Source organism: Cupriavidus sp. MP-37 (genome assembly GCF_020618415.1).
Taxonomy (GTDB): Bacteria; Pseudomonadota; Gammaproteobacteria; order Burkholderiales; family Burkholderiaceae; genus Cupriavidus.
Genome location: NZ_CP085344.1, coordinates 555,061 through 577,809 on the forward strand (window position 1 = coordinate 555,061; position 22,749 = coordinate 577,809).

At 67.4% G+C, this 22,749-nt stretch carries 20 protein-coding genes; 19 read left to right on the top strand and 1 reads right to left on the bottom strand.

Annotation, left to right across the window (positions count from 1 at the left end; all coding sequences use genetic code 11):
* Positions 1-5: 5 nt before the first annotated feature.
* The 6 genes from LIN44_RS02670 (at position 6) to LIN44_RS02695 (ending at position 10,435) form a co-directional block, all read left to right on the top strand.
* A complete protein-coding gene (locus LIN44_RS02670) occupies positions 6-686 on the top strand; it encodes a shikimate kinase (protein WP_370641606.1) in 681 nt (226 codons plus the stop codon).
* The gene (aroB, locus tag LIN44_RS02675) at positions 683-1,789 is read left to right on the top strand and encodes a 3-dehydroquinate synthase (RefSeq protein ID WP_112776701.1); all 1,107 of its coding nucleotides are present in this window, start codon (positions 683-685) and stop codon (positions 1,787-1,789) included. The genes LIN44_RS02670 and aroB overlap by 4 nt, the downstream gene beginning before the upstream one ends.
* A 48-nt stretch (positions 1,790-1,837) precedes the next feature.
* Positions 1,838-2,980, top strand: coding sequence for a deoxyguanosinetriphosphate triphosphohydrolase (locus LIN44_RS02680; RefSeq protein ID WP_227313405.1), 1,143 nt, complete (start codon positions 1,838-1,840; stop codon positions 2,978-2,980).
* Between the two features lie 54 nt (positions 2,981-3,034).
* Positions 3,035-3,760 (top strand): transposase, encoded by a 726-nt coding sequence (locus LIN44_RS02685; RefSeq protein WP_227313406.1) that lies wholly within the window; start codon positions 3,035-3,037, stop codon positions 3,758-3,760.
* Positions 3,761-4,133: 373 nt separating this feature from the next.
* Entirely contained in the window at positions 4,134-8,843 is a 4,710-nt protein-coding gene (locus LIN44_RS02690) for a glutamate synthase-related protein (protein WP_227314324.1), read from the top strand.
* A 128-nt stretch (positions 8,844-8,971) separates the two neighbouring features.
* Positions 8,972-10,435, top strand: coding sequence for a glutamate synthase subunit beta (locus LIN44_RS02695; protein ID WP_227313407.1), 1,464 nt, complete (start codon positions 8,972-8,974; stop codon positions 10,433-10,435).
* 77 nt (positions 10,436-10,512) lie between these two features.
* On the opposite strand, the gene LIN44_RS02700 is transcribed toward LIN44_RS02695, so the two are convergent.
* The gene (locus LIN44_RS02700) at positions 10,513-11,064 is read right to left on the bottom strand and encodes a GNAT family N-acetyltransferase (RefSeq protein WP_227313408.1); all 552 of its coding nucleotides are present in this window, start codon (positions 11,062-11,064) and stop codon (positions 10,513-10,515) included.
* A 252-nt stretch (positions 11,065-11,316) separates the two neighbouring features.
* Between LIN44_RS02700 and LIN44_RS02705 the strand changes: the two genes are divergently transcribed.
* The 13 genes from LIN44_RS02705 to hisD all read left to right on the top strand — a co-directional run bounded on the left by LIN44_RS02705 (position 11,317) and on the right by hisD (position 22,734).
* Positions 11,317-12,405 carry a tripartite tricarboxylate transporter substrate binding protein gene (locus LIN44_RS02705; RefSeq protein WP_227313409.1) on the top strand — a complete coding sequence of 363 codons (1,089 nt, stop codon included), beginning with the start codon at positions 11,317-11,319 and terminating at the stop codon, positions 12,403-12,405.
* Positions 12,406-12,583: 178 nt separating this feature from the next.
* On the top strand, positions 12,584-13,402 hold the full coding sequence (locus LIN44_RS02710) for an ABC transporter ATP-binding protein (protein WP_227313410.1): 819 nt from the start codon (positions 12,584-12,586) through the stop codon (positions 13,400-13,402).
* Between the two features lie 8 nt (positions 13,403-13,410).
* On the top strand, positions 13,411-14,190 hold the full coding sequence (gene mlaE / locus LIN44_RS02715) for a lipid asymmetry maintenance ABC transporter permease subunit MlaE (RefSeq protein ID WP_227314325.1): 780 nt from the start codon (positions 13,411-13,413) through the stop codon (positions 14,188-14,190).
* A 133-nt stretch (positions 14,191-14,323) separates the two neighbouring features.
* Positions 14,324-14,836, top strand: coding sequence for an outer membrane lipid asymmetry maintenance protein MlaD (gene mlaD / locus LIN44_RS02720; protein ID WP_227313411.1), 513 nt, complete (start codon positions 14,324-14,326; stop codon positions 14,834-14,836).
* Positions 14,833-15,741 carry a VacJ family lipoprotein gene (locus LIN44_RS02725; RefSeq protein ID WP_227313412.1) on the top strand — a complete coding sequence of 303 codons (909 nt, stop codon included), beginning with the start codon at positions 14,833-14,835 and terminating at the stop codon, positions 15,739-15,741. The genes mlaD and LIN44_RS02725 overlap by 4 nt, the downstream gene beginning before the upstream one ends.
* A gap of 201 nt (positions 15,742-15,942) precedes the next feature.
* Positions 15,943-16,572: a phospholipid-binding protein MlaC gene (locus tag LIN44_RS02730; RefSeq protein ID WP_227313413.1), complete on the top strand. Its 630-nt coding sequence runs from the start codon at positions 15,943-15,945 to the stop codon at positions 16,570-16,572.
* 144 nt (positions 16,573-16,716) lie between these two features.
* Positions 16,717-17,019, top strand: a complete 303-nt coding sequence (locus tag LIN44_RS02735; RefSeq protein WP_227313414.1) for a lipid asymmetry maintenance protein MlaB — start codon at positions 16,717-16,719, stop codon at positions 17,017-17,019.
* A gap of 259 nt (positions 17,020-17,278) precedes the next feature.
* On the top strand, positions 17,279-18,229 hold the full coding sequence (locus LIN44_RS02740; RefSeq protein WP_112776708.1) for an ABC transporter ATP-binding protein: 951 nt from the start codon (positions 17,279-17,281) through the stop codon (positions 18,227-18,229).
* On the top strand, positions 18,226-19,047 hold the full coding sequence (locus tag LIN44_RS02745) for an ABC transporter permease (RefSeq protein ID WP_227313415.1): 822 nt from the start codon (positions 18,226-18,228) through the stop codon (positions 19,045-19,047). The genes LIN44_RS02740 and LIN44_RS02745 overlap by 4 nt, the downstream gene beginning before the upstream one ends.
* A 49-nt stretch (positions 19,048-19,096) precedes the next feature.
* Complete coding sequence (locus LIN44_RS02750) at positions 19,097-19,345, top strand: BolA family protein (protein WP_227313416.1); 249 nt, start codon at positions 19,097-19,099, stop codon at positions 19,343-19,345.
* A gap of 73 nt (positions 19,346-19,418) precedes the next feature.
* Complete coding sequence (gene murA, locus LIN44_RS02755) at positions 19,419-20,669, top strand: UDP-N-acetylglucosamine 1-carboxyvinyltransferase (RefSeq protein ID WP_227313417.1); 1,251 nt, start codon at positions 19,419-19,421, stop codon at positions 20,667-20,669.
* Positions 20,670-20,689: 20 nt separating this feature from the next.
* Positions 20,690-21,364, top strand: coding sequence for an ATP phosphoribosyltransferase (hisG, locus tag LIN44_RS02760; protein WP_227313418.1), 675 nt, complete (start codon positions 20,690-20,692; stop codon positions 21,362-21,364).
* 32 nt (positions 21,365-21,396) lie between these two features.
* Positions 21,397-22,734 (top strand): histidinol dehydrogenase, encoded by a 1,338-nt coding sequence (hisD, locus tag LIN44_RS02765; protein WP_227313419.1) that lies wholly within the window; start codon positions 21,397-21,399, stop codon positions 22,732-22,734.
* The last annotated feature ends 15 nt before the right edge of the window (positions 22,735-22,749 follow it).

Sequence of the window (22,749 nt, forward strand, 5' to 3'; positions counted from 1 at the left end):
GTCCCGTGACAGCCTCAGCGACAGGGCCGGCGGCGCAGCGCCAGGCGCCGGATCGGCGCGAAGCCGAACGATCCGGTGCCGAGCGCCCGGAATCCGATCGCCCCAACCTCTTTTTCGTCGGCCTGATGGGCGCCGGCAAGACCACCGTGGGCCGCACCGTGGCGCGGCGCCTGCACTATCCGTTTTTCGATTCCGACCACGAGCTGGAGGCGCACTGCGGCGTGCGCATCCCGGTGATCTTCGAACTCGAAGGCGAGGCCGGCTTCCGCGACCGCGAGGCCGCGATGATCCGCGAACTGGCGCAGCGCCAGGGCATCGTGCTGGCCACCGGCGGCGGCGCGGTGCTGCGCGCCGAAAACCGCGAGGTGCTGAAGGCCCGCGGCACGGTCGTGTACCTGCGCGCCAGCCCGCACGACCTGTGGCTGCGCACCCGGCACGACCGCAACCGGCCGCTGCTGCAGACCGAGGATCCCAAGGGCAAGCTCGAGGCGCTGTACGCCGAGCGCGATCCGCTGTACCGCGAAGTCGCCGACTTCATCATCGAAACCGGCAAGCCCTCGGTGGCGCAGCTTGCTAATATGGTGTTGATGCAACTTGAAATGGCCGGTTTCCGGATCGATCCCCCGCAGCCGGCGTCCCCGCCCGCGGGCGACGCCGGGCCGCCGGCGCAGGACCCCAATCCATGATTACCCTCGAAGTCGACCTGGGCGAGCGCAGCTACCCCATCCATATCGGCACCGGCCTGCTCGACAACGCCGAGCTGCTGCGCCCGCACGTGCGCGGCCAGCACGCCGTCATCGTCACCAACGAAACCGTCGGGCCGCTTTATGCGGCGCGCGTCGAGGCGGCGCTGGCCGCGCTGGGCAAGACCGTGCGCACCGTCACGCTGCCGGATGGCGAGGCCTTCAAGCACTGGGAAACGCTGAACCGGATCTTCGACGCCCTGCTGCAGGCGGGCGCCGACCGCAAGACTACGCTGGTGGCGCTGGGCGGCGGCGTGGTCGGCGACATGACCGGGTTTGCCGCCGCCTGCTACATGCGCGGCGTGCCGTTCATCCAGATGCCGACCACGCTGCTGGCGCAGGTGGATTCGTCGGTGGGCGGCAAGACCGGCATCAACCATCCGCTCGGCAAGAACATGATCGGCGCGTTCCACCAGCCCAACGCGGTGATCGCCGACATCGACACGCTGCGCACGCTGCCGCCGCGCGAACTGGCCGCCGGCATGGCCGAGGTCATCAAGCACGGCGCCATCGCCGACGCCGATTACTTTGGCTGGATCGAGCGCAACATCCAGGCGCTGAACGCCTGCGACCCGGAGCTGATGGCGGTCGCCGTGCAGCGCTCGTGCGAGATCAAGGCCGGCGTGGTGGCACAGGACGAGCGCGAGGGCGGGCTGCGCGCCATCCTCAATTTCGGCCATACCTTCGGCCACGCGATCGAGGCCGGCATGGGCTACGGCGCGTGGCTGCACGGCGAAGCCGTCGGCTGCGGCATGGTGATGGCCGCTGACCTGTCGCACCGGCTCGGCTTTATCGATATCGAGACGCTGGCCCGCGTGCGCACGCTGACGCAGGCGGCGATGCTGCCGGTGGTGGCGCCGGAACTGGGTGCCGACCGCTATATCGAACTGATGAAGGTCGACAAGAAGGCCGAGGCCGGCAGCATCAAGTTCATCCTGCTGAAGAAGCTCGGCGAGGCGTTCATCACCAGCGTGCCCGACGCGGATCTGCGCGCGACGCTGGCGCACGCCGTGCTGAAACCTCCCACCGAGGCGCCGGTCGCCTGACCGATCGGTTATGCCTCGCCACCCCGACCCAGCCACCGGACGCGCTGCATGACCGACTTTGAAAGCCACCTCGCCCCGTACGCCGCCCGCTCCGCGCAGACGCGCGGGCGGGTCCACGCCGAACCCGCGTCGCTGTCGCGCAGCGAATTCCAGCGCGACCGCGACCGCGTGATCCACAGCACGGCGTTCCGGCGGCTCGAGTACAAGACCCAGGTCTTCGTCAACCACGAGGGCGACCTGTTCCGCACGCGGCTGACGCACAGCCTGGAAGTCGCGCAGATCGCCCGCTCGATCGCCCGCAACCTGCGCCTGAACGAGGACCTGGTCGAGGCGATCTCGCTGGCGCACGACCTGGGCCACACGCCGTTCGGCCATGCCGGCCAGGACGCGCTGAACCAGTGCATGAAGAACCACGGTGGCTTCGAGCACAACCTGCAGAGCCTGCTGGTGGTGGACGAACTGGAAGAGCGCTACGGCGGCTTCAACGGCCTGAACCTGACCTTCGAGACGCGCGAGGGCATCCTCAAGCATTGCTCGCGCGTCAATGCCTCGGCGCTGGGCGAACTGGGCCGGCGCTTCCTGGAAGGCACGCAACCGTCGCTCGAGGCCCAGCTGGCCAACCTTGCCGACGAGATCGCCTACAACAACCACGATATCGACGACGGGCTGCGGTCAGGGCTGTTGACGCTGGAACAGCTCGACGAGGTGCCGATGTGGGGCCGCCACCGCGCCGAGGTGGCCGAGGCCTTTCCCGGCATCAATGGCCGGCGCGCCATCAACGAGACGGTCCGGCGCATGATCAACACGCTGATCGTCGACCTGATCGAAACCACCAGCCGCAATATCGCCGACACCAACCCGCGCAATATCGACGCAGTGCGTGCCGCCGGACCGCTGGTCGGCTTCAGCCCGCAGATCCACGAGGAAGCCGCCGCGCTCAAGCGCTTCCTGTTCCGGCACCTGTACCGGCATTACCTGGTGATGCGGATGTCGGCCAAAGCGCAGCGCATCGTCGGCGACCTGTTCCAGGCCTTCATGTCCGACTCGCGCCTGCTGCCGCCGCAGTACCAGGCCAGCCACGGCGGCGACCAGTCGCGGCTGATCGCCCATTACATCGCCGGCATGACCGACCGCTACGCCATCCGCGAGCATCGCCGCATCTTTGCCGTCAGCGAGGGAACTGCTCCCTGAAAAATAGGGACGGATCAGGCTATGATGCGGGCATCCCAGCCCGCACCACCTATCATGGCCCGCCTTCCCCGTTTTTCCCCCACCGGACTGCCCGCGCTGGTGTTGCAGCGCGGCAACAACCGCCAGCCCGTCTTCCTGGGCGCTGACGATTACCTGCATTACCTGGACTGCCTGCGCATGGCCGCGCGCGAGCACGACCTGGCCGTCCATGCCTATGCCCTGCGGCCCAACCATGTGCATCTGGTGGCGACGCCAAAAAGTGAGGACGCGCTTAGCCTCACCATGCAGGCGGTCGGACGCCGCTACGCGCGCTACTTCAACCGCGTGGCCGGGCGCACGGGCACGCTCTGGGAAGGCCGCTTTCGTTCCGCTGTATTCGATCCGGCGCAGTGGATGCTGCCGGCCATGCTCTATGTCGAGGGCAACGCGGTGCGCGCGGGCGAGGTCAACACCCCGGAGGCCGACCGCTGGAGCAGCTACCGCCATCACGCCGGCATCGAGGCCAGCCCTTTCATCAGCGATCACGCCGCGTACTGGGAACTGGGCAATACGCCGTTCGAGCGGCAGTCGAACTACCGCATGCTCAGCGCCGAAGGCCTCTCCGGCAAGACGCTGGACACGCTGCGCACACATGCGCATAGCGGCTGGCCGCTCGGGGACGACGCGTTCCTGGCGCAGCTGGAAAGACATGCCACACGCCGGGTCCAGCCGTTGCCAAAAGGGCGCCCCAAAAAGGTGCAAAGCCAGCCTAAAGGCGAGGCTAAATCGTCACAAAATTAATGTGTCCCTATTTAATTGATTCACCGAAACGGTGCGTCTTTTAATGTGTTCCGACCCCGTTTAATTTTTTTGCGAGCCGCAGGCGATTCCCATATAGTTGCTCCACCCACAGTCATTGTGCGGCGCGTCACGCTCGTGTACGCCGCTGCGGCCCGCAGACAGCTTCGTCCCCATTTCCCTTCCCGCCGGTCCACCGGTCCGGGTGGATTGATAGAAAGCGCGCGGTCCCCGTTCCGGTAGTCCAGCAGTTCGCGCAGCCTTCACCGGAATTCAGCCCGTGGACCAAATGAAGAACCTTTCGGCCCAAGCGCAGACCAGCGAGCACATCAGCGAGTCTTCCTCCGCCATCGACCTGCGTCCGCAGGCGCAAGGCATGTACGACCCGAGCAACGAGCACGACGCCTGCGGCGTCGGCATGGTCGCGCATATCAAGGGCAAGAAGTCGCACGAGATCATTTCCCAGGGCCTGAAGATCCTGGAGAACCTGGACCACCGCGGCGCGGTCGGCGCCGACCCGCTGATGGGCGACGGTGCCGGCATCCTGATCCAGATTCCGGACCAGTTCTACCGCGAGGAAATGGCCGCGCAGGGCGTGAGCCTGCCTCCCGCCGGCGAATATGGCGTCGGCATGATCTTCCTGCCGAAGGAACACGCCTCGCGCCTGGCCTGCGAGCAGGAACTGGAGCGCACGGTGCGCCTGGAAGGCCAGGTCGTGCTGGGCTGGCGCGACGTGCCGGTCGACGCGGCCATGCCGATGTCCCCCACGGTGCGCAAGACCGAGCCGGTGATCCGCCAGATCTTCATCGGTCGCGGCCGCGACATCATGACCACGGACGCGCTGGAACGTAAGCTCTACGTCATCCGCAAGACCGCCAGCCACGCCATCCAGGCGCTCAAGCTCAAGCACGGCAAGGAATACTTCGTGCCGTCGATGTCGGCCCGTACCGTGGTGTACAAGGGCCTGCTGCTGGCCAACCAGGTCGGCGAGTACTACCTGGACCTGCAGGACCCGCGCGCCGTATCGGCGCTGGCCCTGGTGCACCAGCGTTTCTCGACCAACACCTTCCCGGCCTGGGAACTGGCCCACCCGTACCGCATGGTCGCCCACAACGGCGAAATCAACACGGTCAAGGGCAACGTCAACTGGATCAACGCGCGTACCGGCGCGATCTCGTCGCCGGTGCTGGGCGACGACCTGCCCAAGCTGTGGCCGCTGATCTACCCGGGCCAGTCCGACACGGCATCGTTCGACAACTGCCTCGAACTGCTGACGATGGCTGGCTACCCGCTCGTCCACGCGATGATGATGATGATCCCGGAAGCTTGGGAGCAGCACACGCTGATGGACGACAACCGTCGTGCCTTCTACGAATACCACGCCGCCATGATGGAGCCGTGGGACGGCCCCGCCGCGATCTGCTTCACCGATGGCCGCCAGATCGGCGCCACGCTGGACCGCAACGGCCTGCGTCCGGCACGCTTCTACGTGACCGAGGACGACGTCGTGGTGCTGGCTTCGGAAGCCGGCGTGCTGCCGTTCCCCGAGTCGCGCGTGGTGCAGAAGTGGCGCCTGCAGCCGGGCAAGATGTTCCTGATCGACATGGAGCAGGGCCGCATCATCGACGACAAGGAGCTCAAGGACAACCTGGCCAACGCCAAGCCGTACAAGAGCTGGATCGACGCCGTGCGCATCAAGCTGGACGAGATCGACGCCAAGCCGGAAGACGTCGCCGCCGAGAAGAAGCCGGTGGCCAAGCTGCTGGACCGCCAGCAGGCCTTCGGCTACACCCAGGAAGACGTCAAGTTCCTGATGGCGCCGATGGCGATGTCGGGCGAGGAAGCTACCGGCTCGATGGGCAACGACTCGCCTCTGGCGATCCTGTCGTCCAAGAACAAGACCCTGTACCACTACTTCAAGCAGCTGTTCGCCCAGGTCACCAACCCGCCGATCGACCCGATCCGCGAGAACATGGTGATGTCGCTGGTGTCGTTCATCGGCCCCAAGCCGAACCTGCTCGAGCTGAACAACATCAACCCGCCGATGCGCCTCGAAGTGTCCCAGCCGGTGCTGGACTTCAAGGACATCGCCAAGATCCGCAACATCGAGCACTACACCGGCGGCAAGTTCCGTTCGTACGAGCTGAACATCTGCTACCCGACCGCGTGGGGCAAGGAAGGCATCGAAGCGCGCCTGGCCTCGCTGTGCGCCGAAGCCGTGGATGCGGTGCGCTCGGGCTACAACATCCTGATCGTGACCGACCGCCCGGTCGATGCCGACCATGTCGCCATCCCCGCGCTGCTGGCCACCTCCGCGATCCACCACCACCTGGTGGAGAAGGGCCTGCGCACGTCCACCGGCCTGGTGGTCGAGACCGGCACCGCGCGTGAAGTGCACCACTTCGCGCTGCTGGCCGGCTACGGCGCCGAAGCCGTGCACCCGTACCTGGCCATGGAAACCCTGGCCGACATGGCCAGCGGCCTGTCGGGCGACCTGTCGCCGGAAAAGGCGGTCAAGAACTTCGTCAAGGCGATCGGCAAGGGCCTGTTCAAGGTGATGTCCAAGATGGGCATCTCGACCTACATGTCGTACACCGGCGCGCAGATCTTCGAGGCCATCGGCCTGTCGCGCGAGCTGGTGCAGAAGTACTTCCACGGCACGCCGTCGAACGTCGAGGGCATCGGCATCTTCGAGGTCGCCGAGGAAGCGCTGCGCCTGCACAAGGACGCCTTCGGCAACAGCCCGGTGCTGGAGAACATGCTTGACGCCGGCGGCGAGTATGCCTTCCGCATCCGCGGCGAAGAGCACATGTGGACCCCGGACTCGATCGCCAAGCTGCAGCACTCGGTGCGCGCCGACGACGCCAAGGGTTCGTACCAGACGTACAAGGAATACGCCAACATCATCAACGACCAGAGCAAGCGCCACATGACGTTGCGCGGCCTGTTCGAGTTCAAGGTCGATCCGGCCAAGGCGATTCCGCTGGAAGAAGTCGAGCCCGCCAAGGAGATCGTCAAGCGCTTCGCCACCGGCGCGATGTCGCTCGGCTCGATCTCGACCGAAGCCCACACCACGCTGGCGCTGGCGATGAACCGCATCGGCGGCAAGTCCAACACCGGCGAAGGCGGCGAGGACGAGAAGCGCTACCGCAACGAACTGCGCGGCATTCCCATCAAGCAGGGCGACACCCTGAAGGGCGTGCTGGGCGACGGCGTGATCGAGAAGGACCTGGAGCTGCAGGCCGGCGACTCGCTGCGCTCGAAGATCAAGCAGGTGGCGTCGGGCCGTTTCGGCGTGACCGCCGAGTACCTGGCGTCGGCCGACCAGATCCAGATCAAGATGGCGCAGGGCGCCAAGCCGGGCGAAGGCGGCCAGCTGCCGGGCCACAAGGTCTCGGACTACATCGGCAAGCTGCGTTACTCGGTGCCGGGCGTGGGCCTGATCTCGCCGCCGCCGCACCACGACATCTACTCGATCGAGGATCTGGCGCAGCTGATCCACGACCTGAAGAACGTCAACCCGTCGGCGGATATCTCGGTCAAGCTGGTGTCCGAGGTGGGTGTCGGCACCGTGGCCGCGGGCGTGTCCAAGGCCAAGGCCGACCACGTCGTGATCGCCGGCCATGACGGCGGCACCGGCGCCTCACCGTGGTCGTCGATCAAGCACGCCGGCACGCCGTGGGAACTGGGCCTGGCCGAGACCCAGCAGACGCTGCTGCTCAACGGCCTGCGCAACCGCATCCGCGTGCAGGCCGACGGCCAGATGAAGACCGGCCGCGACGTCGTCATCGGCGCGCTGCTGGGCGCCGATGAGTTCGGCTTCGCCACGGCGCCGCTGGTCGCCGAGGGCTGCATCATGATGCGCAAGTGCCACCTGAACACCTGCCCGGTGGGCGTGGCCACGCAGGATCCGCAGCTGCGCAAGAAGTTCCAGGGCAAGCCGGAGCACGTCGTCAACTTCTTCTTCTTCGTTGCCGAGGAAGCCCGCGAGATCATGGCGCAGCTGGGCATCCGCACCTTCGACGAGCTGATCGGCCGCGCCGACCTGCTCGACACCAGGGCCGGCATCGAGCACTGGAAGGCGCGCGGCCTGGACTTCAGCCGCATCTTCCACCAGGTGTCGCTGGGCGCGGACGTGCCGCTGTACCACACCGACGTGCAGGACCACGGGCTGTCGCCCGAGGCCGGCAAGGCGCTCGACCACGTGCTGATCGCCAAGGCCCGTGCCGCGATCGAGAAGGGCGAGCGCGTCTCGTTCATCCAGCCGGTCAAGAACGTCAACCGTACCGTCGGCGCGATGCTGTCGGGCGTGGTGGCCAAGCAGTACGGCCATGAAGGGCTGCCTGACGACACCATCCACATCCAGCTGCAAGGCACCGCCGGCCAGTCGTTCGGCGCGTTCCTGGCGCACGGCATCACGCTGGACCTGGTCGGCGACGGCAACGACTACGTCGGCAAGGGCCTGTCGGGCGGCCGCGTGATCGTGCGCGCCCCGCACGAGTTCCGCGGCGATCCGACCCGCAATATCATCGTCGGCAACACCGTGCTGTACGGTGCCATCGCCGGTGAAGCGTTCTTCAACGGCGTCGCCGGCGAGCGCTTCGCGGTGCGCAACTCCGGCGCGGTGGCGGTGGTGGAAGGCACCGGCGATCACGGTTGCGAGTACATGACCGGCGGCACCGTGGTGGTGCTGGGCGGCACCGGCCGCAATTTCGCGGCCGGCATGTCGGGCGGCGTGGCCTACGTCTATGACGAGGACGGCCTGTTCGACAAGCGCTGCAACACCTCGATGGTGGCGCTGGAAGCGGTGCTGGCCTCGGCCGACCAGGAGAAGGGCCAGCCCCAGGCTTCGTGGCACAAGGTCGACGGCAAGCGCGTGCTGGATGAAGTCATCCTGCGCAACCTGATCGAGCAGCATTTCCGCTACACCGGTTCCGAGCGCGCCAAGGCGCTGCTGGCCGACTGGACCACGGCACGCCGCAAGTTCGTCAAGGTCTTCCCGACCGAGTACAAGCGCGCGCTGGGCGAGATGTACGCCAAGGAACAGGCCGCCCGCGACAGCGACCGCGAAGCCATCGCGGCCTGAGCGAGACGAGCGCAGCAAAACCAACGTAGCGAAGGACCGCGGCAGCCGCCGCGGCCCCGACAAGATACTGACCCCACCGCAGGGCCGGCGACGCCGCCGGTCCCGCGCAGCATGACCAAGGACGCAACATGGGTAAGGCGACTGGCTTTCTCGAATTTCCGCGCCAGAATGAGGGCTACGAACCGGTAGTCAAGCGCGTGAAGCACTACAAGGAATTCGTGTTCGCGCTGTCCGACAGCGAAGCGAAGCTCCAGGGTGCGCGCTGCATGGACTGCGGCATCCCGTTCTGCAACAACGGCTGCCCGGTCAACAACATCATCCCCGACTTCAACGACCTGGTGTACCGCCAGGACTGGAAGTCGGCGATCGAGGTGCTGCACCAGACCAACAACTTCCCCGAGTTCACCGGCCGCATCTGCCCCGCGCCGTGCGAGGCCGCCTGCACGCTCGGCATCAACGAGCTGCCGGTGGGCATCAAGTCGCTCGAGCACGCCATCATCGACAAGGCCTGGGAAGAGGGCTGGGTCAAGCCGCAGCTGCCGCGCCACAAGACCGGCAAGACCGTCGCCGTGGTCGGCTCCGGCCCCGCCGGCATGGCCGCCGCGCAGCAGCTGGCACGCGCCGGCCATGACGTGACCGTGTTCGAGAAGAACGACCGCATCGGCGGCCTGCTGCGCTACGGCATCCCCGACTTCAAGATGGAGAAGGCGCTGATCGACCGCCGCATGGAACAGATGCAGGCCGAAGGCGTGACCTTCCGCCCTGGCGTGATGGTGACCGACGGCGAACTGCCGGCCGGCATCAAGAACTATGCGCGCGAAACCATCTCGGCCCAGGCCCTGATGGACCAGTTCGACGCCGTGGTGCTGGCCGGCGGCTCGGAAGTGCCGCGCGACCTGCCGGTGCCGGGCCGCGACCTCGCCGGCATCCACTTCGCGCTGGAATTCCTGATCCCGCAGAACAAGGAAGTCGCCGGCGACGGCGCCAACGAGATCCGCGCCGAGGGCAAGAACGTGATCGTGATCGGTGGCGGCGACACCGGCTCCGACTGCGTGGGCACGTCCAACCGCCACGGCGCCACCTCGGTGACCCAGTTCGAACTGCTGCCGCAGCCGCCGGAAGAAGAGAACAAGCCGCTGGTGTGGCCGTACTGGCCGATCAAGCTGCGCACCTCGTCGTCGCACGACGAAGGCTGCGAGCGCGACTGGTCGGTCGCCACCAAGGAATTCATCGGCGAGAACGGCAAGGTCACCGCGCTGAAGGCCTGCCGCGTTGAATGGAAGGATGGCCGCATGCAGGAAGTGGAAGGCAGCGAGTTCATCCTGCCGGCCGACCTGGTGCTGCTGGCAATGGGCTTTACCAACCCGGTGGGCTCGATGCTGGAAGCCTTCGGCGTCGACACCGATGCGCGCAAGAACGCCAAGGCCTCGACCGAAGGCGAGCGTGCCTACCATACCAACGTGCCCAAGGTGTTCGCCGCCGGCGACGTGCGCCGCGGCCAGTCGCTGGTGGTGTGGGCGATCCGCGAAGGCCGCCAGGCCGCGCGCTCGGTCGATGCGTTCCTGATGGGGCATAGCGACCTGCCGCGCTGATCCGGCGTTACCGCTGCAACAAAAAAGCCCGCCTGGCGCAAGCCGGCGGGCTTTTTTTGTCTGTGCGATGGCGGCGTTCAGCCGGCCGGGGTCTGCTCCATGGTTCGCTCCATCAGCACCGCGCTGGCGCCGTATGCGGCCAGCTTGCCGGCGTGCCGCGCCGCTGTTTGCGCCGGCACCGGGGCGTACCCGAGCCTGCGCCACCACGGCGCCGCGGACTGCACCGCGATCAGACGCGAGCGCCGCAGCCCGGCGGCGAGCGCCGCCGCCTGCGCCGCCGCGTACAGGCGCGGCGCCAGTCCGGCGCCGCGGCCGGCGGGGGCCACGGCCATGTCGTGCACGAACCAGGTCAGGCTGTCAGCGGCGGCATGCTGGCGCCAGTCATGGTCGAGCACGCCGTCCAGCGGCGGCAGGCTGTCGTCGGGCCAGGCGTGGGTGAACAGGTAGGCGGCGAGGGGGCCGCGCTGCGCGGGCTCGTGCGCGACCCAGCAGGTGGCCGGCGACAGCGCCAGCCGGCTGGCCAGTGCTGACTCGCCTTCGAGCAGACCTTCGGTATAGCAGCTGGCCTGCACCGCCAGCACGGCCGGCAGGTCGGACAAGACCATGGGCCGCACGGTGAATTTAGTCATCGGCGGATTATAGTCGCGCCCTTAGCCGCGACCTCAACCGCGTCTTTAGCCGACCTCCCGCCGCCCCGCCGCGGCGCATTCAGCAAGGCGCAGCAAGGCTTTCAGGGTTCTCCCGGCTATGGTTTACGTGCCTGTGGCGGCCCGGACATTGTCCTTACAATTTTCTAAAACAATTAACGGAAACTGCCTCGCCAATCCTTTTTCCCCAGAACCAGTTTGCCGTCTCCTCAGGAGACGGGCCGGAGGAAAACGATGTCCGAAGTGCGCAATTTGTCGCGACTTTGGCGAGGTATAGCGAAGTTCGCACCGCGCCTGCCCGCGGCCGCTGCCGCCCGGCACTGGCTCCCGCCGGTGCTGTGCCTGTACGCCCTGGGATGTGCCACGCTGGCGTTCGCCGTGCCCGCCAGGCCCGCGCATGCCGGCACCCCGCTGGCGCGCAGCATGTCGTTCCCCGATCGCCCGATGCGGCTGATCGTGCCGTTCCCGGCCGGCGGCGTTGCCGACGCGGTGGCGCGGATGCTGGCCGAGCGCCTCTCGGCCAGGCTCGGCGTGCCGGTCGAGGTCGACAACCGTCCCGGCAGTGCCGGCACCATCGCCGGCGATGTCGTCGCCAAGGCCAGCTCCGACGGCCATACGCTGCTGTTCCACCAGGCCAACATGCTGATCCAGCCGGGGCTGGAGCCGGTGCCCTACGACGTCGTGCGCGATTTCACGCCGGTGGCGCGCGTCGCCACCACGCCGCTGTTCCTGGTCATCGACGCCCGGCTGCCGATGCGCACGCCGGAGCAATGGATGACCGCGGTCAGGTCGAGTCCCGGCTCCTACAGCTACGGCTACGGCCAGCCCGGCAGCCCTTCGCACCTGTACGCCGAATACGCGGTGCGCGGCCTGCGCGGCGGCGTGCCGCTGGTCACCGGCAAGGGCGAGGCCGCGGTGGTGCAGGAAATGCTGGCCGGCCGCATCAGCGCCTGCTTCTGTTCCTTCGCGGCGGTCCAGAGCCAGGTCAAGAGCGGCGGTCTGCGGCTGGTCGGCGTGACCGGCGTGGCGCGTTCCCCGTTGGCACCGCTGGTGCCGACGCTGCAGGAATCCGGGCAGGACGGCTACGCCGCGGCGGCCTGGTTTGGCGTGATGGCGCCCGCCAAGACGCCGCGCGCCATCGTGGCGCGGCTGGCGGGCGAGCTGGACGGCGTGATGGCCGAGCGCGAGGTGCGTTCGCGTCTGCAAGCCGCCGGGCTGACGCCGCTGCGCGACTCGCCGGAGGCGTTTGCCACCGCGATCCGCTCCGAATCGATCCAGTGGCAGGTCATCCTGAAGGACGTGCCGATCGTGCAGGAGCCCTGAGCGGCACTGCGGCGTGGCAGAAGACTGGCCGGTTTCCAGGGGAAACCGGCCGGATTGCCGGGCGGCCAGGAGAATTCTGAGGCACCACAGGCACGCCGCATGTGGCGCGGGACACACGGGTGCCAGCAGGGCTAGGTAGTACACCTTATAATGCGCCCCTGTCCCGACCGGTGCCAACGTGACCGCTTCTGCTCAAAATCTTGTCGAACTGACTGCAGTGGATTTCGCCTACGCGGACCACGGCAAGCCGATCCTGTCCGGCCTGACCATGCAATTCCCGCGCGGGAAGGTGATCGCGGTGATGGGCGGCTCGGGTTGCGGCAAGACCACGGTGCTGCGGCTGATTGGCGGCCAGGTGCGGCCGCAGGCGGGCGCGGTGCGCTTTGCCGGCACCGACATCCACCAGCTCGACACCGCTGGCCTGTACGCCGTGCGCCGCCAGATGGGCATGCTGTTCCAGTTTGGGGCGCTGTTTACCGACCTGTCGGTGTTCGACAATGTCGCCTTCCCGCTGCGCGAGCACACCGACCTGCCCGAGTCGATGATCCGCGACCTGGTGCTGATGAAGCTCAATGCGGTCGGCCTGCGCGGCGCGCGCGACCTGATGCCGTCGCAGATCTCCGGCGGCATGGCGCGGCGCGTGGCGCTGGCGCGCGCAATCGCGCTGGATCCGGCGCTGCTGATGTATGACGAGCCCTTTGCCGGCCTCGATCCGATCTCGCTGGGGCTGACCGCGCGGCTGATCCGCAGCCTCAACGACGCGCTCGGCGCGACCACCATCATCGTCTCGCACGACGTGCACGAGACCTTCCAGATCGCCGACTACGTCTATTTCATTGCCGACGGGCGCATCGCCGCCGAAGGCACACCCGAGGCGCTGCGCGCCTCCACCGATCCGTTCGTGCATCAGTTCGTCCATGCCGAGGCCGACGGCCCGGTGCCGTTCCACTACGCCGGGCCGTCGCTGGCCGAGGATTTCGTCGGGGGCGCGCGATGACCAGCTTCCTGGCAGGCTTTTTCAGCGCCATCGGCGCGGCCGTGCGCCGCAGCGTTTCCGGGCTGGGCCACGCCACGCGTATGTTTTTTACGGTGCTGGCGCTGTCGCCGGCGCTGCTGCGCCGCTTCCGGCTGGTGACCGACCAGGTCTTCTTTGTCGGCAACCTGTCGCTGGTGATCATCGCGGTGTCCGGCCTGTTCGTCGGTTTCGTGTTGGGGCTGCAGGGCTACTACACGCTCAACCGCTACGGCTCCGAGCAGGCGCTGGGGCTGCTGGTGGCGCTGTCGCTGGTGCGTGAACTGGGCCCGGTGGTGACCGCGCTGCTGTTCGCCGGCCGTGCCGGCACTTCGCTGACCGCCGAGATCGGGCTGATGAAGGCGGGCGAGCAGCTCACGGCGATGGAAATGATGGCGGTCAACCCGCTGCAGCGCGTGGTCGCGCCGCGCTTCTGGGCGGGCGTGATCGCCATGCCGGTGCTGGCCGCGATCTTCAGCGCGGTGGGCATCCTGGGCGGCTACGTGGTCGGGGTGCAGCTGATCGGCGTCGACGCCGGGGCCTTCTGGTCGCAGATGCAGGGCGGCGTCGATGTGCGCGCCGACGTGCTCAACGGCGTCATCAAGAGCTTTATCTTTGGCATCGCGGTGACGTTCATTGCGCTGTACCAGGGATTCGAGGCCAAGCCCACGCCGGAAGGCGTCTCGCGCGCGACCACCCGCACCGTGGTGATCGCGTCGCTGGCGGTGCTGGGGCTGGATTTCCTGCTGACGGCGCTGATGTTCAGCAACTGAGGCGGGCGCCCGCGACGATCATGCGGGAAGTACGATTACAAGACGGCGACCAGCAGCGACAACAAGGCAGCGACAACAAGGCAGCGTCAACAAGGCAGCGACAGATACTACGGGGTTGAAGAAAGAGATTCCAATGAAAAAGAACACACTCGATTTCTGGGTGGGGCTGTTTGTGGCGGCAGGGTTCGTCGCCTTGCTCTTCCTGGCCCTCAAGGCGGGAAACATGAGCGCCTTCAGCTTCCAGGACACCTATAGCGTGCAGGCCCGCTTCGACAATATCGGCGGGCTCAAGCCGCGCGCGCCGGTCAAGAGCGCGGGCGTGGTGGTCGGCCGGGTCGCGGCGATCCGCTTCGACGACAAGACCTACCAGGCCACCGTCGAGATGAGCCTGGAGACGCGCTACCAGTTTCCGAAGGACACCTCGGCCAAGATCCTGACCTCGGGCCTGCTGGGCGAGCAGTACATCGGCCTGGAAGCGGGCGGCGACACCGCCATGCTGGCCGATGGCGCGCGCATCACCATGACGCAGTCCGCGGTGGTGCTCGAGAACCTGATCGGGCAGTTCCTGTACAACAAGGCCGCCGATGCCGGCGGCGGCTCGTCCCCCGGCGCCAGCGCGCCGGCGCCGGCTGGAGATCTCAAGTGAACGCCGCCCGCCCCCTCCGCAACCTCCTGGCCACGGCCGCCGCCGCGGCGGCGCTTGCCGGTTGCGCCACCGGTCCCACCGCCAACCCGAAAGACCCGCTGGAGCCGTTCAACCGCGAGGTCTCGAAGATCAACGAGGACTTCGACAAGGGCATCCTGCGCCCGGTCGCCGAACTCTATGCCGACTACATGCCGACGCCGGTACAGCGCGCGGTGGAGAACTTCTTCTCCAATGTCAGCGATGTCTATTCGGCGGTGAACAACCTGCTGCAGGGCAAGCCGACGCGCGCGGCCGAAGACACCATGCGCGTGGCCATGAACACCGTGCTGGGCATCGGCGGCCTGATCGATATCGCCACCCCGGCCGGCCTGCCCAAGTACAAGGAAGACTTCGGCCAGACGCTGGGCGTGTGGGGCGTGCCGGCCGGCCCGTACCTGGTGCTGCCGCTGTTCGGGCCCAGCACCTTCCGCGACACCGCCGGCATGCTGGTGGACCGTCAGGCAGATCCGTCGGCGTACTTCTACCCGGTTTCGCTGCGCAATTCGCTGGTCGGCGTGCGCATCGTCGCCGGCCGCGCCCAGTTGCTGGGCGCCAGCAACCTGCTGGAACAGGCGGCGCTGGACAAGTACTCGTTCCTGCGTGACTCCTACCTGCAGCGGCGCCAGTATCTGATCTACGACGGCAATCCGCCGGGCGCTGAAGACGAGGACGAGACCGAAGGCGCAGCGCCGGCAGCGACCGACGCCGATGCCGCGCCGGCGCCGGTTCCGCCGGCGCAGGGGGCTTCGGCGCCTGCCGCCGAGCCGCCCAAGCCCGGCGCCGCGGGCGAGACCCAGCCCGAGGGCCAGAGCATGCCCCTGCCGCCGGTGCTGCCGGGCGGCCTGCCGGGGGTACGCTTCCGCTGAGGCGCTGAAGGCGTCACAAGTGCTGTGAATGCGCTGTGACCGCTGAAACAAATTGTTTGTAGGTGGCGTCGGGTGCGCTTTTGATGGCAACGCGCGCGACGCCGCTATGTTCCAATCTGCAAGGACCCGCAGCCTCCCGTGCGTGTATCGAGGTGCCGGCGCGCGGGTCACGACCTCTTTGATAAAGAAGGAAAATCTCACATGCTCAAGCGACTGTTGCTCCCCCTCCTGACGGCGGTTGCCTTCGCCGGGACCGCGCAGGCCCAGGTATCGCCCCAGGACGCGGCGACCCCGGACGGGCTGGTCAAGGCCGTGGTCAATGACGTGATGTCGACCGTGAAGGCCGACAAGGACATGCAGGCCGGCAATATCGGCAAGATCACCGCGCTGGTCGAACAGAAGATCATCCCCAACGCCAACTTCCAGAAGACCACGCAGATCGCCATGGGCCGCAACTGGTCCAAGGCGACGCCCGAGCAGCAGAAGCAGATCACCGAGGAATTCAAGACCCTGCTGATCCGCACCTATGCCGGCGCCATCGCGCAGATCCGCGACCAGACCGTGCAGTACCGTCCGTACCGCGGCACCGCCGACGATACCGATGCCACCATCCGCACCCAGGTGATCAACAAGGGCGAGCCGATCCAGATGGACTACCGCCTGGAAAAGACCGCGCAGGGCTGGAAGGTCTATGACATCAACGTGCTGGGCGCGTGGCTGACCGAGGCCTACAAGGGCAGCTTCAACACCATCGTCGGGCAGCAGGGTGTCGAAGGCGTGATCAAGACGCTGCAGGACCGCAACCGCCAGCTCGCCAACGCCAAGAGCTGACCGGCACGCGCGGCGCGCCGCTGCGATGCAGCACGGCGCGTCGAAGTGCACTACAATGGCCGTTCGCAACACCGGCTCCCGCCCTCGCGCGGGAGCCTGGTTTTAGATTCCTCGCTTTCATTCCGCATCCAGGCCACTGACGCCATGCTTTCGCCAGGTAACTCGCTGACCAACCAGAACGCCGCCGCGGTGCTGCGCGACGGGTTGGCGCGCGTGGCCCAGGGCGACGTCGAGGTGGACTGCACGGGCCTGGCGCAGGTGGACTCGTCTGCCGTCGCCGTGCTGCTGGCATGGCATCGGGCCGCCGTCGCGCGCGGCCAGGCGCTGGTGCTGCGCGGCGTGCCGGCGCAACTGGCGCAACTGGCCAGCCTGTACGGCGTAGACGGCCTGCTCGGACTGGCGGCCGCGCCCGCCGCCACCCCACCGCGACACCACCACCGACATTGATCCGGCATCGCCGGTCGCCACCCTGGCGGCCGCACGCGATGCCGCGGCGACCGCTGGCGCGGCCGCCGAGCCCCCGGGGCGGATCCGGCGAGGATCAAGCGGGACCGACCCCGCATCCCCTATAATTCCGGGTTGTTCGCCCATCCCCCCGCCTGTTGCCGGCCCGATCCATGCCGGACCAGGATATCCGGGCACGCAGTTGCTCCCCATTTCCTGGCGGCCAGCCCGAAAGAGCCGGACCCGCCACAAACAATCGGCCATGAAAGCCATTGAAATCCACGACGTTCGCAAGCGCTACCGCAACCTGCAGGCGCTCAAGGGCGTCAGCTTCACCGTCGAACGCGGCGAATTCTTCGGGCTGCTCGGGCCCAACGGCGCCGGCAAGACCACGCTGATCTCGATCCTCGCCGGCCTGAACCGGGCCGATTCCGGCCGCGTCAGTGTGCTGGGGCACGATGTCGTCGCCGATTACCGGATGGCGCGGCGTATGCTGGGCGTGGTGCCGCAGGAGCTGGTGTTCGATCCGTTCTTCACGGTGCGCGAGACGCTGCGGCTGCAGTCCGGCTATTTCGGCCTGACCCGCAACGACGACTGGATCGACGAAATCATGGCCAACCTGGACCTGACCGGGAAAGCCGATGCCAATATGCGCCAGCTGTCCGGCGGCATGAAGCGGCGCGTGCTGGTGGCGCAGGCATTGGTGCACCGCCCGCCGGTGATCGTGCTCGACGAGCCCACCGCCGGCGTCGATGTCGAGTTGCGGCAAACGCTGTGGAAGTTCATCTCGCGCCTGAACCGCGAAGGGCACACCATCATCCTGACCACGCATTACCTCGAAGAGGCCGAGGCCCTGTGCGACCGCATCGCCATGCTCAAGTTCGGCGAAGTGGTGGCGCTGGACCGCACCAGCAACCTGCTGACGCAGTTTGCCGGGCTGCAGCTGGTGCTGACCTTCGCGCGCGGCGGCCTGCCGCCCGCGCTGGAGCCGCTGCGCATGCCGGCCAATCCGGGCGAGCGCGCGGTGCGGCTGCGGCTATCGGGCTACCAGGCGGTGGAGCCGATCCTGGCCGCCTGCCGCGAGGCGGGCTGTGACATCGAAGACATGGAAATCAACAAGGCCGACCTCGAGGACGTATTCGTGCAGATCATGCGCCGCGAAGGCCATATGCCCGGGGCGCTGCCCGATCCGGCGATGGAGGCCGCGGCATGAAGCAGCCTGGCGAGATCGACATCCTGGAAGACGCCCGCCTCGGCCCGATGGCCGTCGGCGGCCTGGTCGGCTTCCGCACCCTGCTGTACAAGGAAGTGCTGCGCTTCTGGAAGGTGAGCTTCCAGACCGTGGCGGCGCCGGTGCTGACCGCGGTGCTGTACCTGCTGATCTTCGGCCATGTGCTGGAAGACCGGGTCAAGGTCTATGACCAGATCAGCTACACCGCCTTCCTGGTGCCCGGGCTGGTGATGATGAGCGTGCTGCAGAATGCGTTTGCCAACAGTTCTTCGTCGCTGATCCAGTCGAAGATCACCGGCAACCTGGTGTTCGTGCTGCTGCCGCCGCTGTCGCACTGGGAGATGTTCGGCGCCTACGTGGTGGCCTCGGTGATCCGCGGGCTGACGGTCGGCCTGGGCGTGCTGCTGGTGACGGCGTGGTTCGCCAACCTGCATTTCGCCAACGTGGGCTGGATCCTGGTGTTTGCGCTGCTGGGCGCCGGCATCCTCGGCACGCTCGGCCTGATCGCCGGCATCTGGGCCGAGAAGTTCGACCAGCTCGCCGCGTTCCAGAACTTCCTGATCATGCCGGCGACCTTCCTGTCCGGCGTGTTCTATTCGATCCACTCGCTGCCGGCCTTCTGGCAGGCGGTGTCCCACGCCAATCCGTTCTTCTACATGATCGACGGCTTCCGCTACGGCTTCTTCGGCGTCTCGGACGTGTCGCCGCTGTTCAGCCTGGCGGTGGTCGGATCGGCGTTCGTGGTGCTGGCCGCGCTGGCGCTGCGCCTGTTGAAGTCCGGATACAAGCTGCGCCACTGAGCGGCGCCGGCCCTGTTGAATCAAGCTGAATCACGCTGAAGAGAACCCCATGCTGCCTACACCGGAACAAGTCAGGGACTACATTGCCCAAGGACTGCCCTGCGAACACCTGCAAGTCGAGGGCGATGGCCAGCATTTCTTTGCCACCATCGTCAGCAACGAATTCGAAGGCAAGCGGCTGATCCAGCGCCACCAGCGTGTCTACGCGGCACTGGGCGACCGCATGCGCGCCGAGATCCATGCGCTGTCGATGAAGACGCTGACCCCTGCGGAGTGGCAGGGGGGCGAAGGCAAGTAAGAACCATGCGCCGCGCTGGCGCGCGGCTCCAGAACAATGATGCCGGGCACGTGCCCGGACCAGACCACAGAACATGGACAAATTCCAGATCCACGGCAATGGCCCGCTCAAGGGTGAAATCCGCGTCTCGGGCGCCAAGAACGCCGCCCTGCCGATCCTGTGCGCGGGCCTGCTGACGGCCGATACCGTCGCGCTGGACAACGTGCCCAACCTGCAGGACGTGCGCACCACGCTCAAGCTGCTGCGCCTGATGGGGGTGCGGGCCGAGCACGATGGCGCGCGCGTGACCCTGAACGGCGCCGACGTCAATGTGCTCGAGGCCCCGTACGAGCTGGTCAAGACCATGCGCGCCTCGATCCTGGTGCTGGGTCCGCTGGTGGCGCGCTTTGGCGAGGCGCGCGTGTCGCTGCCGGGCGGCTGCGGCATCGGCGCGCGCCCGGTCGACCAGCACATCAAGGGCCTGCAGGCGATGGGCGCCGAGATCACCATCGAGCACGGCTTTATCCATGCCCGCGCCAAGCGTCTGAAGGGCGCGCGCGTGGTCACCGACATGATCACCGTGACCGGCACCGAGAACCTGCTGATGGCCGCCACCCTGGCCGAAGGCGAAACCGTGCTGGAAAACGCCGCGCGCGAGCCCGAGGTGACCGACCTGGCGCACCTGCTGGTCAAGATGGGCGCGAAGATCGACGGCATCGGCACCGACCGCCTGGTGGTGCACGGCGTCGAGCGCCTGCACGGCGCCAGCCACAGCGTCATCGCCGACCGCATCGAGGCCGGCACCTTCCTGTGCGCGGCCGCCGCGACGCTGGGTGACCTGGTGCTGCGCGGCGTGCAGCCCGAGATCCTCGACACCGTGCTCGACAAGCTGCGCGAAGCCGGCGCCAGCATCGAGACCGGCGCCGACTGGATTCGCCTGGCGATGCCGCACCGCGCCCGCGCGGTGAGCTTCCGCACCTCCGAATACCCGGCCTTCCCGACCGACATGCAGGCCCAGTTCATGGCCCTGAACGCCGTCGCCGAAGGCACCGCGCGCGTGACCGAGACCATCTTCGAAAACCGCTTCATGCACGTGCAGGAACTGAACCGCCTGGGCGCCGACATCACCGTCGAAGGCAACACCGCGGTGGTCAACGGCGTGCCGCGCCTGTCGGGCGCCAACGTGATGGCGACCGACCTGCGCGCCTCGGCCAGCCTGGTGATCGCCGGCCTGGTGGCCGACGGCGAGACCGTGATCGACCGCATCTACCACCTGGACCGCGGCTACGACCGCATGGAAGACAAGCTGTCGGCAGTGGGCGCGAAGATCCGCCGCATTGCCTGAGCACCAAGGACTGAAGCCCGATGAGCCCCGCTTTCAACGCATCGCCCAACCAGCTGACGCTGGCGCTGTCCAAGGGCCGCATCTTCACCGAGACGCTGCCGCTGCTGGAAGCGGCCGGCATCCGTGTCACCGAGGATCCCGAGACCTCGCGCAAGCTGATCCTGCCGACTTCCGATCCGGCGGTGCGCGTGGTGATCGTGCGCGCCTCGGACGTGCCGACCTACGTGCAGTACGGCGCGGCCGACTTCGGCGTGGCCGGCAAGGACGTGCTGATGGAAAGCGGCATGGCCGGCCTGTACGCGCCGATCGACCTGAACATCGCGCGCTGCCGCATGTCGGTGGCGGTGCCGGCCGGGTTTGACTACGCCAAGGCGGTGCGCCAGGGCGCGCGCCTGGCCGTGGCCACCAAGTATGTGCAGACCGCGCGCGAGCATTTTGCGAAAAAGGGCGTTCACGTCGACCTGATCAAGCTGTACGGTTCGATGGAGCTGGGCCCGCTGGTGGGGCTGTCCGACGCCATCGTCGACCTGGTCAGCACCGGCAGCACGCTGCGCGCCAACAATCTGGTCGAAGTGGAAGAGATCGTGCAGATCTCGTCGCGGCTGGTGGTGAACCAGGCCGCGCTCAAACTCAAGCGCGAGCGGCTGGCACCGATCCTCGAAGCCTTCGAACGCGCTTCGGCGGCGCAGGCCTGAGAGGCCATCGCCGCCCGAGAAGGAAAGAAGTCATGAACCCAACCGAAATGGAAAACCTGCCGATCCGCCGGCTCGATTCCAGCGAGCCGGGCTTTGCCGAGGCGCTGCGCCAGGTGCTGGCCTTCGAGGCTGGCGAAGACGAGGCCATCGATCGCGCCGCCGCGCAGATCCTGGCCGACGTGAAGTCGCGCGGCGATGCCGCGGTGCTGGAATACACCCGCCGCTTCGACCGCGTCGAGGCGGCGTCGATGGGCGCGCTCGAGGTATCGCAACAACAGCTCGAGGCCGCGCTCGAAGACCTCGAGCCCAAGCGCCGCGCCGCGCTGGAGGCGGCCGCCGCGCGCGTGCGCGCCTACCACGAGAAGCAGAAGATCGAATGCGGCAGCCACAGCTGGGAATACACCGAGGCCGACGGCACCATGCTGGGCCAGAAGGTGACGCCGCTGGACCGCGTCGGCATCTACGTGCCGGGCGGCAAGGCCGCCTACCCGTCGTCGGTGCTGATGAACGCGATCCCGGCGCGGGTCGCGGGCGTCAAGGAAATCATCATGGTCGTGCCCACGCCCGGCGGCGTGCGCAATGAACTGGTGCTGGCCGCGGCGCAGATCGCCGGCGTCGATCGCGTGTTCACCATCGGCGGCGCGCAAGCCGTGGGCGCGCTCGCCTACGGCACCGCGACGCTGCCGCAGGTCGACAAGATCGTCGGCCCTGGCAACGCCTACGTCGCCGCGGCCAAGCGCCGCGTGTTCGGCACCGTCGGCATCGACATGATCGCGGGCCCGTCCGAGATCCTGGTGATCTGCGACGGCACCACCGACCCCGACTGGGTGGCGATGGACCTGTTCTCGCAGGCCGAGCACGACGAACTGGCGCAGTCGATCCTGCTGTGCCCGGACGCGGACTATATCGCCCGCGTGGAAGCCAGCATCCAGCGCCAGCTTGGCACCATGCCGCGCCGCGACGTGATTGCCGCGTCGATCTCCGGCCGGGGCGCACTGATCAAGGTGCGCGACATGGAAGAGGCCTGCGAGATCGCCAACGCGATCGCGCCGGAACACCTCGAGATCTCGGCCGAGAACCCGCGCCAGTGGAGCGAGAAGATCCGCCACGCCGGCGCCATCTTCCTGGGCCGCTATACCAGCGAGTCGCTGGGCGACTACTGCGCCGGCCCCAACCACGTGCTGCCGACCTCGCGCACCGCGCGCTTCTCGTCGCCGCTGGGCGTCTATGACTTCCAGAAGCGCTCGAGCTTGATCGAGGTGAGCGAGGGCGGCGCGCAGATGCTGGGCCAGATCGCCGCCGAACTGGCCTATGGCGAAGGGCTGCAGGCCCACGCCCGCAGCGCGGAATACCGTTTCAAGCGTAGCTAACCCTGACCCAACCCA